The following is a 16,056-nucleotide window of genomic DNA, read 5'->3' as shown; positions in this document are numbered from 1 at the left end:
GATGCTTGCGTGGGTTCCACGGTAGTCGGGGTACCACTCCCACTCACGGCCCAGCTGTCGACGATGCGTTCACGGCGCGCAGCGCGGCCCAGTCACGCAGCGCCGTCACCTGCGCCTCCTGCAGGACGGACAGGGGAACGGTCGACTCGATCGCGTGGAACAGATCCGCTGCGGCCGGCGGCCGACGCTGCGAATAGGCATCGAACAGCGCGGCGACGACGGCCTGTTCGATCTCCGCGCCGGAGCACCCGCCACTCGCGGCGGCCAGATCGGCGATCAGCAGGTCGGTGTAATCCATCGCCGCTGCGGGCCCGGCCGCGAGTCGCCGGTGCAGGTGCAGCCGCCAGATCTCCGCCCGCTCCGCGTCGCCGGGCAGGTCGACGAAGAAGATCTCGTCGAACCTGCCCTTGCGCAGGAACTCCGGCGGCAGGTGGTCGATGGTGTTCGCGGTGGCCATCACGAACACCGGCGCGGTCTTCTCCTGCATCCAGGTCAGCAGCGTGCCGAACACCCGGGCGTTGGTTCCGGAGTCGCTGCTGCCGGCACCGAAACCCTTGTCGATCTCGTCCACCCACAACACGCACGGCGCGGATGCTTCCGCCGTGGCCAGTGCCGAGCGCATGTTGTGTTCACTCGCGCCGACCAGTCCGGCAAACACCTTGCCGATGTCCAATCGGATCAGCGGCACGCCCCAGGCGGTCGCCGCGGCCTTCGCGGTCAGCGACTTGCCGCAGCCGGGAACACCGGTGATCAGCACGCCTTTCGGCGCGGGCAGACCGTACTGCGCGGCCTCGGCCAGCCAGGCGTTGCGCCGCTTACCCAGCCATACCTTGAGCTCGCCGAGCCCGCCGACGTCGGTGAGCCCGACGTCGCTGTCCACCAGGTCGAGCAGGCCGGACTTTCGGATGGTCTGGGCCTTCTCGGCGAGCACCAGCTCGACGTCGCGGTCGGTCAGGCTGCCGTCGACGACCATCGCCCGCGCGAACGCGTTCTCCGCCTCGGCCAGGGTCAGCCCGAGCGCGGCCTTGGTCATCCGGTCGCGACCCGCCTCGTCGAGCAGCACCCGAACGACCGCCTGGTTCTGCGTGATCATCGACTCCAGCAGGCCGCGGACGTCCCGCTCGTCGGGCAGTCGGAAGTCGACGATCGTGACGTCTTTTTCCAGTTCGGGTGGGATGCGCAGGATCGGCGCGACGATGATCAGGGTGCGCGCGAGATCTCCGGCCCGGAAGTCGCGCACCACGTCGCGCAGCGTGCGCACGATCAGCGGGTCGGCCGGTCGGGAGTCGTCGCCGAGGTGCGCGTGCAGGTCGGCGAACACGAACACCGAACTGTCGCTGACCTCGCGGGCCACCTGCAGCGCCGCCGCGGGATCGGTGGACGTGCGGGTCGGCGTCGTTCCCGACCGGTGCAGCCCCTCGGTGACCGACCAGTGCCAGAGCGTGCGCGGCGTCTTCCAGCCGGCGAGAACGCCGGCGATCTCCGCGAATACCCGCTGTTCCTCGAAGGTTTCCACGTACAGCACCGGAAACCGAGCCTGCAGCAGTTGGGTGAGGGTCCCGCGGAACCCGAGTGCGGCCATGGTCGAACGGTAGCGCTCGGGGGTGACCGGACCGAGGAGCCGGACGATCTCAGGGCAGCAGCACGTGGAGCGCGCCCGGTTGCACGGTGACCGCGACGGGGAGTGGCTGCAGGCGCTCGCCGTCGCCGTACGCCGTCACCGGGTCGCGGGACGACAGGGTCACGCTGGTGCCGCGGAGGACGTCGACCCCGGGGATCGCGAGGTGGCTGCCCGCGTAGATCCTGGGCAGACGCCGGATAAGGGTGAAGCGGGACGCCTTGGGGATGACGATGACGTCGAGGATGCCGTCGTCCACCTCGGCGGTCGGGGCGACGTGCATCCCTTTGCCGTAGTAGCCGCTGTTGGCGACGACCACCGAGTAGGCGTCGGTCTCGGCCGTCGAGTCATCCACGGTGATGCGGTAGCGAGTGGGCCGATAGGTGAGCAGCGACCGCACCGCGGCATAGGGATACTGCACCGGCCCGGGCAGCCGGCGGGCGCCGTCGACGATCTCGGACGCGAGCGAGTCGACCCCGGCGTAGACGCTGCCGAGGACGACGCGGTCGTCGGCGCGGAGGACGTCGACGGGCGTCGGCTTGCCCTCCAGCAAGACCCGGGCAATCTCCTCGACACCCCCGTCGAGCAGCCCCAATTGTCGGGCGAAGTCGTTGCCGCGGCCGCTGGGGATGATGCCCAGGCACGCGCCGGCCGATACTACAGCGCCGGCCGATACGACAGCGCCGGCGACGGAGGCGAGCATGCCGTCACCGCCGCACGCCACTACCTGCCGGCCGGCATCGATCGCGGCGCCTACCTCGGCTCGTGCGTGATCCGGGTCGCGACTCCGGACGACGTCGACCTCGGCCCCGGCGGCGCGCAGGATCGTCGCGACCGGGTCCACCCGCGCCAGTGCGGCGCCCCCACCCGAGGCGGGATTCACGACGATGTGGAACGACCTCACGGGATGAGGATGCCCGGGTTGAGGATGCCGGTGGGGTCGACGCGCTCCTTCACGGCGCGCAGGATTTCGACGCCGACCGGACCGATCTCACGGGCCAGCCAGGGCTTGTGATCGGTGCCGATCGCATGGTGGTGGGTGATGGTGGCCCCGGCGTCGATCATCGCGTCCGAGGCAGCAGCCTTGGCCGCGCGCCATTGCGCGATCGGGTCGCCCGCTACGCGCGCGGCCACGGTGAAGTAGAGCGAGCAGCCGGTGTCGTAGACGTGCGAGATATGACATAGCACAATCGGATTCGGCAGGCTCGCGGCCAGCGCGGACTTCACGCCGTCGTACAGCCGGGTCAGGTTGGACCAGAAGGTTGCGGTCTCCAGCGTCTCGACCAGGATGCCGAGGTCCAGCAGCGAGTCGCGCAGGTAGGGACCGTTGTATCGGCCGGTGGCCCAGGCTTCGTCGACGCCGAGGTCGGTGCCGCCGAGCTCGGTCAGCCGGGCCGTGACCAGCGAGCGGCGCAACTCGACGGCTGCGGCGGTGCCTTCGAAGCCGGCGACCATGAGGCAGCCCCCGTCTCCCGCGGCGCCGATCGAGGCCGGGTCGGCGAGGTTGACCATGGTTTCCAGCTCGTCGGAGAGCCGCAGCACGGTCGGCGCGATGCCTTCCTGCCGCAACACCCGCATGGCCGCCGCACCTTGGGTGAACGACGGGAATCGCCACGTCTCGTAGACCTTCTCGGCCGGCAGCGGCCGGACCCGGACGGTGACTTCGGTGACCACGCCGAACGCGCCCTCCGAGCCCATCACGAGCTCGCGCAGATCGGGCCCGGCCGCGTTGGCCGGCGCGCTGCCCGAGGTCAGGTCGCCGATCGGGGTGGCGACCCGCAGCCCCACGACGAGCGAGTCGAAGCGGCCGTAGCCGCTGCTGGACTGACCGCTGGACCGGGTGACCGCGAAGCCGCCGATCGAGGCGTACTCGAAACTCTGCGGGAAGTGCCCAATCGTGAAGCCGTGCTCGCCGACGAGGGCTTCGGCTTCGGGGCCGAGCAGGCCCGGCTCCATCGTCGCCGTCTGCGACTCGGGATCGACGGCGATCAGCCGCTTCATCCGCGCGAGGTCGAGCGCGACGACACCGGCGAAGCCGTCGCGCCGGGCGGCGAGCCCGCCGACGACCGACGTGCCGCCACCGAACGGGACGACCGCGATGCGCTGTTCGACGGCGTAAGCCAGGACGGCGACGACGTCGTCGTGCGATCCGGGACGCACGACGGCGTCCGGCGCGTCGCCCGCGTCGCCGGCGCGGAGTTTGAGGAGATCGGGTGTCGATTTCCCCCGGGTACGCCGGATCCGCGATTCGGCATCGGTGGCAACCTCGGTGATCGCGGCCAGCCCGGCCACCTGGTCCGCCGTCAGTCCGACGGGCGGCAGCACGACCTGCTCGAGCTCGACCGTCGGTACGTCCACCAGCGGCCCCACGAACATCTCGACCATGCCGCGCGCGGATTCGTCCAGCGGTTGGGCTTTGGCGGGATCACCCCAGCGGGACCAGTGCATTGCCGACGGCGTCATGATCGTGCAGTGTTGCATGTCCCGGTCACGTTCTTGCCCGGTTTTCAACCACGCAGCACCCGGCCGGTCAGAGCGCCCGGGTGAACTTTTCGGCGAAGTTCCCGGCGTAGCCGACGCCCACCGCATCCGGGTCGGCGACCACCCCGAACGACGTGTGGCGGCCGAGGACCAGGCAGGTGACCGAGAACGAATAGCCGACCAGCGGCGAAAGCGCGGTGAGCCCGACGATCTCGGTCCCGAGCACCGAGCGGACCGTGGCGAAGCCCGGGTTGATCCCGACGTGGATGTCGGGATCGAGTCGCCGCATCGCCCGCCCGGCGACCACGCGCTGTACCAGCCAGGGGGCGTTCGGTGGGGTGTCCGGAGCGGCGACGGCCAGGTGGGGCCGGCGCGTCTCGACCAACGCCAGTTCGGTGCGGCTGCGCTCGAGCTGTGCGTCGAGCCCGGTCTCGCCGCCGGGCAGGTTGATCAGGGCGATCGATACCGCGTTGCCGGTGTGCCGGAAGTCGGGATCGTTGGTCACCGGCAGGGTCACCCGGACCACCTTCGCCGCGGATCCGGCGGGTGGGGCCGCCGCCAGCGTGCGCCCGATCGTGGCGAGCACGTACTCGTGCACGGTCGCGTCGTGTCGCCGGGCGGCTTTGCGCAGTTCCCGGGTAGCGACGTGGGCCAACCCGACCTCGCGCCGGCCGCCGTCGGTGAGCCGGGGCCAGCCGCGTCCTTCGCTGCCGGCCAGCCACTGTTCACCGAACGCGGCCTCGGCGCCGGCGCGGGCGCCCGGGTCGATCGGGCCGGTGCGGAACCGGGGGCTGGTCGCGAACCGCTCGAACTCGCGCAGGTCGTCCGTGGTGCCGTCGGCGAGCAGCGCGGCGAACGCCGCCCCGGCGATGCCGTCGGAGAGCGCGTGGTGCACCCGGACGAGGAGGAACTGCGCGCCGCCGGCGCGGGGCGTGAGCAGGGTGACGTGCCAGCGCGGGGTCGACGTCGACAGCCGGGTGGCCATCCGTTCGCCCAGCCGCACGGTGACGTCGCCGTCGAAGGTCACCTCGGTGACGTGGCGGGACACCTCGATCGTCGCGGCCGCCGTCGCCCGCGGCATCCGGACCCGACCACGCCGGATCCGGAACCGGAACAGCTCGAACAGGGTGCTGCGCTCGGCAACCCGGGCGCGCAGCTGTTCCAGGGTCAGTCGCGGGCCGGTCGGTGCCAGCTCGAGCACCATCGCCCAATGCATCGGGTAGTGCCGGCGGTCCAGGTACAGGTAGGTGAGGTCGGCCGGGACCAGCTCGACATTGCTCACGACTGGGTCTCCATCATCGTCCGATACCGTTCCTCGTCGGGCTTCATCGCGGCGGCCACCAGCTCCCACAACACCTCGTCGGTTCCGCCGCCGACCCGGGCGAGTTTCATGTCGCGCCACCACCGACCGACCGGTAGCCCGGTGTCCAGGTAGCCGATGCCGCCGAAGATGTGCAGACACTCGGAGGCGACCTGTTCGCCGAGGCCGGCGGCGGTCGCCTTCAGCGCCGCGGCGGTACGCAGGTTGATCCGGCCTTCGGCCGCGACGCCGGCCAGCGAATACCGCAGTACGTCGACCCGCGACTGCAGATCGGCGATCCGCAACCGCAGCGCCTGATGGTCGTAGAGCCGCTTGCCGAACTGGTGCCGGTCGACCATCCGGGCCAGCGCGACACCCAGCATCACCTCGCAGGCGGCGGCGATCTGTCCGGCGACGGAGAACCGTTCGTGCGCCAGCCCCCAGCTGATCACCGCAAGTCCGGTTCCGGCCCGAGCGATCAGCGCGTCCGCGGGCACCCAGGTGTCCAGCTCGACGGCGGCCGTGTCCAGCGGTGCGGCGCCCAGCTTCCGGTAGGGCTCGGCGATCGTGACCTGCGCGGTCGGCACTATCACGAGCGCGACGTTTCCCCCGTCGGCGGTGCCGACGGGGGAGGTGCGTTGATCCCGGCCGACGACGAGGATGTAGTCGGCGATCGGCGACAGCGAGACGAACTTTTTGGTGCCGATCACCCGGAACCCGCTGCCGTCGGGCTCGATCCGGGTTCGGGCGTGTTGGAGGTCCGACCCGCCGCTTTCTTCCGACGCGCCGATGCACAGCACCGCCTCCGCGGCGATCGCCTGCTCGGTCAACGTGCGATGGAAATCGTTGCGGGCGAACCGGCGCAGGATCGCGATCGCCGAATCATGCAGGCTGACCCCGACTCCGATGCCGGCCGAACCCAGGGTGCCGAGCCGCGCCGCGAGCGCAAAGTGTTCGGCCAGGTCGGTCGTCTTGCGATCGGCCCACTTACGGCGGAACACGTCGGCCGCGCCCAGATGTTCGAGCAGGTGGCGGGGAAACTTCCCGTCGACCTCGGCTTGTTCGGTCCAGGCGACTACTCGATCGTCGAAGGCGCGGTCGAGCAGCTCGGCGTAGCCCGCGATCGTCACGTGATCACCTTCGAACGGATCAGTTGTTCCAGGTCGGCCACCGACACCGCGTCGGCGATCTCCTTCTCGGTCAGCCGGACGCCGAGTCGCTCCTCGATCGCGACCACCCCGATGGCGAACGCCACCGAGTCGATGCCGAGGTCGTCGACCAAGCGGGCGGACGGCGCGACGTCGGTCAGCGAGAGATCGAGATCGTCTTCCAGGATGCGGTGTAGTTCGGTCCGGATGCTGTCGGTGCTGTCGGGGATGGTGCTGTCGGGCATGGCAACTCCTTGGGACGGTGGGGGTTCGGCGGGCCTACTCGGCGAGTTCGTCGTCGGTTATGTCGAAGCTGGTGAACGCGGTGCGGCGGGGTAACCGGTAGGCCGGACGGCCGAGGACGGCGTTGATGATCCGGGCGTTGCGGACGGCACCGATGTCCAGGTTCGGTGCCGACACGCCGTGACTGTGCGCCTCGGCGTTCGCGACGAACAGCCGTCCGGTGAGTTCCGGATCGGTGGCGACGGCGTGCTCCTGCTCGACCACCAGGCGGCCCCGGGAGTCGCGGCGGAGACGAGATTCCAACGGGGCCAAGAAGTTCTGCTCGCGGTACCGGTAGCCGGTGGCGGCGACGACCAGATCGGTGGTGTGCTGTATCACCGACCCGGTGTCGGTGTGCCGGGCCCGGATCCGCAGCCGTCCCGCCGGTGTCGGGTCGACTCCGGCGACACCGACCCCGTTGCGCAGTTGCACCGGGGCCGACCGGCCGAGCAGCTCGCGCCGGTAGAGCAGGTCGTGCAGCCGGTCGAGGGTGTCGGTGGAAATGCCTTTGTGGAACTGCCAGTGGCCGGCTCGGACCCGGTCCCGGGTTGCCTCCGGTAGACCGTGGAAGTAATCCATATACCCCGGCGTGGTCATCTCCAGCGACAGCTTGGTGAAGTCCAGCGGCGCGAACCATGGGGTCCGGGTCCACCAGCGCACCGCCGGACCACCGGCGAGATTCGCCTCCAACAGGTCGACGACGATCTCCGCGCCCGATTGGCCGGACCCGATCACGGTCACGGTGTCGGCCGCATGCGCTCGGTCGCGGTGATTCAGGTAGTCGCTGCTGTGCACCAGATTCGGTGCCGCGGGGGCGAGTACGGCGGGAATCCACGGCTCGGTGCCGACCCCGACGACCACGTGCCGGGCCGCGTAGCCGACCCGGTTTCCGGCGGAGGTGGTGGCGGTGACCTGAAACACCGAACCGTCCCACTGCACCGCCTCGACCGCGTGGCCGAACCGCAGCGTCGGCGAGAGCCGCTCGACCGCCCAGAGCAGGTAGGCCTCGTACTCGCGGCGGGTGGGAAAGAACTGCTCTCGGACCAGGAACGGGTAGAGCCGGTCGACGTCGGCGAGGTAGGCCAGAAACGACATCGGATGGGTCGGATCGACCAGGGAAACCAGATCGGACAGGAAGCTGACTTGCAGTTTTGCCTCGTCGAAGAGCAATCCGGGATGCCAGCGGAATGTGTCGACCGAGTCGAGGACGACGATGTCGAGGTCGTCGATCGGCGCGGCGAGCGCGGCCAAGCCCAGATTGAACGGGCCGCAGCCGATCGCCAGGATGTCGACCGGGTCGGTGCCGCTCGGGTCCTCAGTCACGGGCGGTCACCATCTCGTCCTGGCCGTCCGGCAGCCCCTCCGACTCGACCTCGAGCCCTACCCGGCGCAGCTGGTCGAACAACGCGTCGATGTCGGTTTCGGTGGCTTCCGGATTGAGCAGGGTGAGCTTCAGGCAGGTGCGCGCCGCCCCGTCGCCGCGGACCCGTACGTCGGTGCGGCCGATCAGGGCGATGCCGGAGCTGATCAGGCGTCGCCGCAACTCGGCGTTGACCTGGTCGAGGTCCAGATCTTCGCACCGGTACCGGAACACCACGGTGGTCATGGTCGCCGGGGCGATCAACTCCAGTTGTGGTTCGGCGACGATCCGGCGTTCGGCGTAGCGGGCGATGTCGTGGCAGGTGTCGAGCATCTCGCCCAGCCCGCGCCGGCCGTAGGTCAGGAACGTGGCCGCCACCTTGAGCGCGTCCGGACGCCGGGTGGTCTGCAGCGTCTGGCCGAGCAGCCCGCCGTAACCAGCCTCGATGTCGTCGTCGGGGTTGAGGTACGCCACCGACCGGCTGAGCGAGGCGAACCGCTCGACCTCGGAAAGCAGCAGCACGCCGGCCGCGGCCGGTTGCCAGCCGACCTTGTGCAGGTCGAGCGTGATCGAGTCGGCGCGATCGATGCCGGTCAGCAGCGGCGCGAGCCGATCGGAGAACAACGAGCCGAAGCCGTAGGCCGCGTCGACGTGCAGCCACACCCGGTAGCGGGCGGCGATCGCGGCGATCTCCGGGAGTGGGTCGACGCTGCCGAAATCGGTGGTGCCGGCGGTAGCGACGATCGCGACCGGCAGCTCGTCGGCGGTGAGGCCGGCGAGTTCGGCATCGAGTGCTTCGGGGATCATCCGCTGGTCCGGACCGACCGGCACCGGCCGGACCGCCTGCTCGCCGAGGCCCAGCGCCGCGCAGGCCCGGTGGATCGAGAAATGGGTGAGCTGCGAGCAGAGCACCACCGGTCGGGGCAGCGCGCGCACGCCGTGCCGGCGGATGTCGAACCCGTGCCGGGCGGCAGTGTGATCGCGGGCGACCAACAGCCCGAGCAGGTTGGAGTAGGAACCACCGGGACCGAACACGCCGCCCGCTGCGTCGGAGAACCCGACCAGCCGGATCAGCGTGCTGATCGCCCACCGCTCGATGGCGAGCGTGGCCGGACCGGAGTCGTAGGTGTCCAACGAGGCGTTGCTCGCACTGGCCAGGGCATCGGCGATCACGGCCACGGTCAGCGGCGGTGGTTGCAGGTGTGCGGCGGTCAGCTTGTGGGTGAGATCGATTCCGTAGCGGGCGATCACGTCCGCCAGCCGGTCCAGTGCGGCGGCCGCGCCGATGCCCTGTTCGGGGAGCTGGGCGCGGCCCAGCTCGGCGGCGACGGCGGCGAGCACCTCGGTCGGATCACCCGCCGGCAGCGGTGCTCCGTGCCCGCGTCCGGCCATGGCGGTGGCGAGCTGGGTCAAGCCGCGGCCGGCCGCCGACCAGCCGGCTGTCGGCTCGGCGAAGGTGACGAGATTTGTCCAGGGGGAAGCGAATTCGGCGGAAACCGGGTGTTCTTCGGACACGGCGAGCCTCATTCCGGTGCGATGACGGTGGTCGTGACCAGCGGCGTGCGGCCGCGCGGGACGGTGGCGAGCTCCGCCACGACGAGTTCCAACGAGTCCGGAATCCGCTGCACGAGTTCGGATATCACCTCGACGGCAGACTCGGCCAGCAGCTCGGTGACGACCTCGGGCTGGTAGTCGAACTCCAGGTGCACGCCGTCGTCCGGCGCGATCTCGAAGGCGAAGGTCAGCGGGTAGTTCCCGACGCCGTTGAACACGGTCTCGCAGTTCACCCGGCGGCCCGGCGGCGCCGGGATGCCACGCAGGGGAGCGTTGCGGACCGAGGCCATGACCTCGGCGACCGGGAAGCGCCCGCCGGCCTGCCGGAGCGCGGTGAGTACCGCGCCGTAGTCCACCGTGGCGAACTCCATCGCGCGGTAGATCGCAGAAACCGCATCCCGCAGGGTGTCTCGGATCGTGGCGGCCGGGTCGACGACGAACCGGATCGGCACGATGTTGCCGCAGTAGCCGACCCGATCCGGGGTCTCGCCCGGGCGTCGATTGTCGACCGGCACCAGCAGCACGGGATCGGTCGAGCCGGTCAGCGCATGCACCCCGACCGCGCACACCGCGATCAGCAGCGCGTTGCGGGTGGCTCCGATCTCCTGGGCGACCCGGCCGAGCGCGTCGACGTCGTCGGTGGCAACCGGGCGCAGCAGCCGGATGCCGGGTCGATCGACCAGCGGCGCGAGCCAGCTCTCGGTGGCCGAGTCGGCCGGCAGCTGCCCGGACAGCGGATATCGGACGTCGGCGGCGGCCCAGGTGTCGGTGGCATGGCGCAACGCCCGGCCGACGGCGGTACCGCCGGGGACCGGCTCGACGGCACCGCCGGGGACCGGCTCGGCCGCACCGCCGGGGACCGGCTCGACGGCACCGCCGGGGGCTGACGGGCCGGGCCAGACACCGGATGCCAAGGTGCCCAGAAGCAGCGGCCACGACGTGTCGTCGACGGCCAGATGGTGCAGCACCATGGTCAGCCGAACGCTGCCGTCGGCGCCGGGCCCGATCCGGGCCCGGATCGGTGGTTCCCGACCGAGGTCGAAGGCGGCGCGGGCGAGTGCGACCGGATCGTCGACCGTGCTTTCGTCGGCACCGACCGGACCATTCCCCCAGGCCCAGACCTCGTTCGGCACGAGCCAGCGGCCGGCCGGCTCCGGGTGGGGCGAGCGGGGAGCCGGCCGAACCCGATGCGGTGCGCCGTCCGCGCCGACCGCGACGACCGAGCCGAGCACCTCGGCGCGGCGCACCATGAGCTCGAATGCCGCGGCCACCGCGGCGGCGGTGTACCCGCCGGTGAAGGTGAGGACCAGGCCGATGTTGTGCGAGATCGACGCCGGGTCCAGTTCGTAGATCTTCCACATCCGGCGTTCGGCGGCGCCGAGGCCCGCAGCGGTGGCGGCGGGCGGTGCTGCTGGGCGGTCCGCGGCGAGGCCGGCAGCGACCAGTCGGCGGCGGAGCAGCTGCATTCGCACGTCGCCGAGATTCGTCGTTCCGCTAGTGGTCGCTGCGGTAGGTGTCGGTCCGGTCGTCATGGTTCCGGTGGTCAGCACGGACTCGTTCACTGTTCTCCCCCTGTCGCTCCGACGGCAGGTGGCGGTACCACCTGCACCGATGCCGCGTGTTCCCGCAGCTCGAACCAGTTGCTCACGATGGTGATCAGCTCGCCGCAGGCCCAGATCGGCGTCTGATCCTGGAAATTCGGCGATCGGGGGTCGCCGCTGGCGCCGAGCGGCACCACCCACCGGCCGGCATCCCGGTCGGACAGATCCCAGACGTAGCGGGCCGCCGAGCCCAGGACGCAGACGTAGCTGCCGACCGCGGCGGCGTTGGCGAACACGCACTCGGCGTCACCGCCGAGTCCGTATCGGTCCGGTCGAATGCGTTGCGAGAGATCCGGATAGGCCGCTGCGACGCCGGCGAGGTCGATTCCGTGGATCGGATGCAGGACGTGCACGCTCGACCAGACCGGCGGGGTTCGATCGCCGAGATCGGCAGCGACCGCTTCCAGGGCGGCCGCGGCCGCCCGATCGACGTCGATCCCCAGTCCGGGCGCGCGGGCGAGCACCGCGGTCAGTCCGGCGGCGATCCGGGTGGTCGGGACGAACCAGGGATCGAAGGTCGGCGGCAGCGGGTGCGGTCCGGTCAGCCCGGACAACCCCGGATCGGCGCTGAGGCCGATTACCAGGGCGGAGCGGACCGCAGCGAACAGGTAGGCGTCGGTGCTGTCGGCGGCCATGGTGCGGTCCCACCCGACGATCCGACGACGGATCTCGTCTGCCCGCCGGCTCAGTCCGGTGAGTCCGGCCAGGGTCGCCTGCAGCGCGGTGGCCTGGGAAAGCACCACGTCACGATGGATATCGGCGCAGTCGTCCACGGTGACCGCAGCGTCGGCGCCGAGCCGCTCGGTGATCCGGTCGGCGCGGAACGACGGTGCGCACTCCTCGGCGGGGAACTGCAGTGCGGCCGGTTCGGTGATCCGCTGGTTGGCGATCACCGCGAAGTCGGTCACGGCGGCGTCGAAGGTATCGTCCGACACGGTCGGCCGGATGTAGCCGCGCCAGCGGAAGCGGGCGTCCCAACCGGGCACCGGCAGCCAGTGGTTCTCCGGCGCCCGGTCCGGCACCCGCCCGGCGACGTGCCGGGTGACCGCGCCGCCGGCATCGGCGACGACGATCCGGTTGACCGGTTCGACCCAGGTGTGCAGTGCGCGTTCGACATCGGCGGCGGAGGTGGCATACAACAGGTCGATCACGGCGTCGAAGGTCGTAGCCGGATCGTCGAGCATGGGGCTGCGCAGGCTGAGCGCGAACGACGCGTCGGGGCCGCCGAACACGACCGGTCCGTTGTCGGTGGTGATCAACTCGATCCGCACCGGGGCGGCGCCGCGCACCCGGATCTCGTCGGTTTCGACCGTGGCCGGGCATCGGCCGTCCGGGGTGCGCGCCGTGACGCCCGGATCGGTCCGGGTGAGCTGTTCGAGGTAGAGATCCTGGTAGTCGGCCATCGCGTTGGTGATGCCCCACGCGACCGGTCCGGCATGCCCGAAGTGTGGTACCCCGGGAACGCCGGCGAACGCGAATCCGACCACGTCGAAATCCGGGGATGCGAGCTGGACCTGCTGATAGATGCCGGGCAGCTCGAGGAACCGGTGCGGATCGCCGGCGATCAGGGCGGCACCGGTGGCAGTCCGGTGCGGCGCGACCGCCCAGGCATTGCTGCCGGACGACGGCTGGTCCAGCGCCGTACCCGATGTGGCGGTACCGAATGTGGTGCCCTCCGGCAGCGCGCCGAAGACCTCCGCGAGGAAGGCGTCGTCCGGCACCGCCGGCGCGCTCGGTCGAGCCTCGTCGGCGCCCTCGAAGTCGAACAGGGTCAGCGCGGCGCCGCCCAGGACCCGGCCGGCGTGCCAGCGCCACAGTTTGGCGAACATCCGACCGAACATGATGTGGTGGACCAGGAAGACGGCGATCGGCGTCCACGGCTGCCAGGGCGCCGGGCGGTGCTCGAACTCGGTCAGTTCCGGCGCATCCGCCGTGGCCAGGGTGGCGCTCACCCCGTCCGCGTAAGCGCGGACCAGATCGCGGGTGCGCGGCGACGATGCCGCGTAGATTCGCCGGGCGGCGCGGTCGAGCCGGGTGCGGCGCGCGAACTCGTCCCAGCCGACCGCGGTCCGGCCGAAGATTTCGGCGGTACGTCCCTCGGCGCGTAAGCGGAGGAACTCCAGCTGCCAGGCCCGGTCGATTCCGGTCGCATAACCCTGCCCGTACAGTGCGTGCCGGGCGCTGTCCGCGGTGATGTGCGGAATACCCCAGTGATCCCGGATGATCTCGATCCGCGGGCGGTCCGCGGTGGCGTCGGTCATTGCGGTACCGCGGCGGATCGGTCGGCCGGCACCGGTCGATACGCGGCAATCGGATTCGTCAGCTCGTGTGCCTGGTCGACCAGCGTGGCGTAGGAGTCACCGAGGTTCACCATGCGACGGTTGTTGCCGAGCTGGAGCTGATTGAGGTGGATCGCCTTGAACGTCGGGGCGAACAGATCCCACCGTTCGAACCGGTCGGCCAGCTCGCGGTGTTCGTGCTGGAATTCGATGATGCTGTCCGCGACCAGCTTCCAGAACTCGTCGTCGGGTATCAGGCCACTCGAGTGCAGGATCGCCGCGAGATGCCGGAGGAAGTCGTCGAACACGTCGGACAGCACGCCCAGGTTGCGGATGTCGTCGGCGGCCTCGCCCACCGCCCGCTGCGCGGATTTCGGTATCGCGGCCGGATCGCCGAAGAACGAGACCTCTTCGCCGATGTCCTTGAGGAAGGCGCGGACCGGAACCCCGGCGTCGAGCACCAGGATGAGGTTCTCGCCGTGCGGGGAGAACTTGAGCTCGTAGCGGTACAGCAGGTAGATGATCGGGTGCAGGTAGCTCCGCAGATAGCGATCGATCCAGTCGCGCACCGCAATCCCGGATCGCCGGATGAACGCTGCGACCAGCGGCGCGCCGTCGTGGTCGATGTGCAGCAAGGCTGCCATCGTGGTCAGCTGTTCCTGCGGACCCACCCGCGCTGCCGGGCTCTCCCGCCACAGTGCGGAGAGCAGCTTGCGGTACTCCGACCCGGGCCGGGTGAGCCGGGTCAGTGTGGCATCCCGGTAACCGATCGCGGCGACCTCGTAGAGGATGGTGAACCCGATCGACTCCAGGTAGCGGTCGCCCGCCACCTGGCATCGCACCCACGCGTTGATCGCCGGCGTGGTGCGCATGTAGTCCGCGGACATGCCGCGGGTGAACCCCATGTTGACGATCGACAGTGCGAGCTTGACGTAGTTGCGCGTCGGGTGGCTGGTGTTGAACAGGGTGCGGATGGATTGTTGGGGTTGATAGAGATCCGGTGCGGGCCCGAGCGCAACGATCCGTTGTTCGGCGAGATCGATCGCGTGGATCCGGGACACCTTGGCGTCCCACTGCCACGGATGGGTCGGCATGTAGTAGTAATCGTCCGCGTGTAGCCCACGGCTGGTGAGGATCTCGTCGAATTCGGTCAGCGTGGTGGCATCGAGTTCGGTGCTGATAAGGCCTGGGTAGTCCACGCCGGGCATTGCGGCGAAGTCACAGTGGTCGCGCCGCACGGCGACCCAGATCAGCGGCAGCCGGGCACCGTTTTCCGGTGCGTAGCGGGCGATGTCGTCGGTGCCGAAACCGAGCCGGCCGGCGTTGGCGACGATGCACGGATGACCTTCGGTCATCGTCGCTTCGATCGTCTGGAAGTCGGCGCGGGCCAGGTCGCCGACTGCCAGCGGGCGTGATCGGGCGCGGTCGGCGCCGACCGACAGGGTGTTGATCAGTTCTTCGAGGTATTCCGGCACCGCCTCGCGGGGGATGCCGAGCGCGTCGCTGACGTCGGCCACCAGGTCGACCGGGTCCACCTCGGACGGCACCCCGTCGCTGATCCGGCGGAGCGACGTCTCGTCGATGTTCCAGCTGTCCAAGGCGAGAATCTCGGCTCGGAAACGGTATTCGGTCCGCCGGTCGTCGGAGTGCACCAGGTACTCGCCGGGCGCGAGCTCGATCGGCCGGAGGAAACGTTCGTGACAGAACTCGGACAGGATTTTCCGGGCCATCCGGCGGCGGTAGATCTGCCAGGAGGACGTCCGGGTGGCAACCGCGGTCGGCTCAGGCATCCGCGACTCCGTGCGATTCGGCCGGATCGGATTCGGCCGGAACGCGATCGGCGTCGGCCAGGGTTCGGCCGTGATCGGTGTCGCGGAGGAAGTCGGCGCGGGTGCAGTAGCTGAGCCGGGCGATCTTCTGCGCCACCGGATAGTCGCCGGCGACCCGAAAGCCGACGGCAGCGTTGAGCCGCTGCACTTCCAGATTTCGGACGTCGGGTTCCACGACCACGCGCCGGGCGCCGACCTCGAAGAAAGCCGTGCGGATGATGTGCAGCATCACGCTGCCGGTGAATCCGGGTAGCTTCCGGTCGGTCGGGGCGACGAGTAGGTGCATCCCGAGATCGCCCGGCCGATAGGAGTATCCGGTGCCGGGCCGGCCCAGATCGCTGGTCGGCGGGTGGTACAGCTCGAAGAGGAATTGTGGGGTGCCGGCGAAATAGCCCATGCGCAAGCCGAAATGGCCGCCCGGCTGCGGACCGCCGAAGCTGTCGTCGATCAGCTTCCGCACGTCGGCGGGCGTGGCGTCGAGCATGTCCCAGTACTCGGCCTTGGGATGGCGCAGCCATCGGTGCACGATCGCGGTATCGCGTTCGGCGTCCATCGGTCTGGACCACAGCGGGTATCGCAGATATCCGCTGTCGTTCTCGGTTAT

At 70.1% G+C, this 16,056-nt stretch carries 12 protein-coding genes; all 12 read right to left on the bottom strand.

Annotation, left to right across the window (positions count from 1 at the left end; translation table 11 throughout):
• Positions 1 to 43: 43 nt before the first annotated feature.
• The 12 genes from KV203_RS15880 to KV203_RS15825 all read right to left on the bottom strand — a co-directional run bounded on the left by KV203_RS15880 (position 44) and on the right by KV203_RS15825 (position 16,005).
• On the bottom strand, positions 44 to 1,582 hold the full coding sequence (locus tag KV203_RS15880; RefSeq protein WP_066472395.1) for an AAA family ATPase: 1,539 nt from the start codon (positions 1,580 to 1,582) through the stop codon (positions 44 to 46).
• 49 nt (positions 1,583 to 1,631) lie between these two features.
• Positions 1,632 to 2,522 (bottom strand): diacylglycerol/lipid kinase family protein, encoded by an 891-nt coding sequence (locus tag KV203_RS15875; RefSeq protein ID WP_066472392.1) that lies wholly within the window; start codon positions 2,520 to 2,522, stop codon positions 1,632 to 1,634.
• On the bottom strand, positions 2,519 to 4,081 hold the full coding sequence (locus KV203_RS15870; RefSeq protein WP_246600183.1) for an FAD-binding oxidoreductase: 1,563 nt from the start codon (positions 4,079 to 4,081) through the stop codon (positions 2,519 to 2,521). The genes KV203_RS15875 and KV203_RS15870 overlap by 4 nt, the downstream gene beginning before the upstream one ends.
• Before the next feature lie 67 nt (positions 4,082 to 4,148).
• Positions 4,149 to 5,381: a wax ester/triacylglycerol synthase domain-containing protein gene (locus tag KV203_RS15865; RefSeq protein WP_066472387.1), complete on the bottom strand. Its 1,233-nt coding sequence runs from the start codon at positions 5,379 to 5,381 to the stop codon at positions 4,149 to 4,151.
• Positions 5,378 to 6,529 (bottom strand): acyl-CoA dehydrogenase family protein, encoded by a 1,152-nt coding sequence (locus KV203_RS15860; protein WP_066472384.1) that lies wholly within the window; start codon positions 6,527 to 6,529, stop codon positions 5,378 to 5,380. The genes KV203_RS15865 and KV203_RS15860 overlap by 4 nt, the downstream gene beginning before the upstream one ends.
• Positions 6,526 to 6,792, bottom strand: coding sequence for an acyl carrier protein (locus KV203_RS15855; RefSeq protein ID WP_066472381.1), 267 nt, complete (start codon positions 6,790 to 6,792; stop codon positions 6,526 to 6,528). Before KV203_RS15855 ends, KV203_RS15860 begins: the two co-directional genes overlap by 4 nt.
• A 34-nt stretch (positions 6,793 to 6,826) precedes the next feature.
• On the bottom strand, positions 6,827 to 8,152 hold the full coding sequence (locus KV203_RS15850) for a lysine N(6)-hydroxylase/L-ornithine N(5)-oxygenase family protein (protein ID WP_066472377.1): 1,326 nt from the start codon (positions 8,150 to 8,152) through the stop codon (positions 6,827 to 6,829).
• Complete coding sequence (locus KV203_RS15845; protein WP_246600182.1) at positions 8,145 to 9,704, bottom strand: pyridoxal phosphate-dependent decarboxylase family protein; 1,560 nt, start codon at positions 9,702 to 9,704, stop codon at positions 8,145 to 8,147. The genes KV203_RS15850 and KV203_RS15845 overlap by 8 nt, the downstream gene beginning before the upstream one ends.
• Positions 9,705 to 9,712: 8 nt before the next feature.
• Positions 9,713 to 11,305 carry a condensation domain-containing protein gene (locus KV203_RS15840; protein ID WP_246600181.1) on the bottom strand — a complete coding sequence of 531 codons (1,593 nt, stop codon included), beginning with the start codon at positions 11,303 to 11,305 and terminating at the stop codon, positions 9,713 to 9,715.
• Complete coding sequence (locus KV203_RS15835) at positions 11,302 to 13,605, bottom strand: penicillin acylase family protein (protein WP_066472369.1); 2,304 nt, start codon at positions 13,603 to 13,605, stop codon at positions 11,302 to 11,304. Before KV203_RS15835 ends, KV203_RS15840 begins: the two co-directional genes overlap by 4 nt.
• Positions 13,602 to 15,413, bottom strand: coding sequence for an IucA/IucC family protein (locus tag KV203_RS15830; protein WP_066472367.1), 1,812 nt, complete (start codon positions 15,411 to 15,413; stop codon positions 13,602 to 13,604). The genes KV203_RS15835 and KV203_RS15830 overlap by 4 nt, the downstream gene beginning before the upstream one ends.
• Positions 15,406 to 16,005: a GNAT family N-acetyltransferase gene (locus tag KV203_RS15825; RefSeq protein WP_066472650.1), complete on the bottom strand. Its 600-nt coding sequence runs from the start codon at positions 16,003 to 16,005 to the stop codon at positions 15,406 to 15,408. The genes KV203_RS15830 and KV203_RS15825 overlap by 8 nt, the downstream gene beginning before the upstream one ends.
• Positions 16,006 to 16,056 lie beyond the last annotated feature (51 nt).

It is taken from the genome of Skermania piniformis (assembly GCF_019285775.1).
Lineage (GTDB): Bacteria > Actinomycetota > Actinomycetes > Mycobacteriales > Mycobacteriaceae > Skermania > Skermania pinensis.
The sequence above is the reverse complement of the archived record's forward strand: the minus strand, read 5'-3'. Positions and strand labels throughout refer to the sequence as shown.

Coding starts and splice junctions, on each gene's coding strand:
- KV203_RS15830 (WP_066472367.1), bottom strand. CDS start 15,413: ATGCCTGAGCCGACCGCGGTTGCCACCCGGACGTCCTCCTGGCAGATC.
- KV203_RS15835 (WP_066472369.1), bottom strand. CDS start 13,605: ATGACCGACGCCACCGCGGACCGCCCGCGGATCGAGATCATCCGGGAT.
- KV203_RS15855 (WP_066472381.1), bottom strand. CDS start 6,792: ATGCCCGACAGCACCATCCCCGACAGCACCGACAGCATCCGGACCGAA.
- KV203_RS15870 (WP_246600183.1), bottom strand. CDS start 4,081: ATGACGCCGTCGGCAATGCACTGGTCCCGCTGGGGTGATCCCGCCAAA.
- KV203_RS15825 (WP_066472650.1), bottom strand. CDS start 16,005: ATGGACGCCGAACGCGATACCGCGATCGTGCACCGATGGCTGCGCCAT.
- KV203_RS15880 (WP_066472395.1), bottom strand. CDS start 1,582: ATGGCCGCACTCGGGTTCCGCGGGACCCTCACCCAACTGCTGCAGGCT.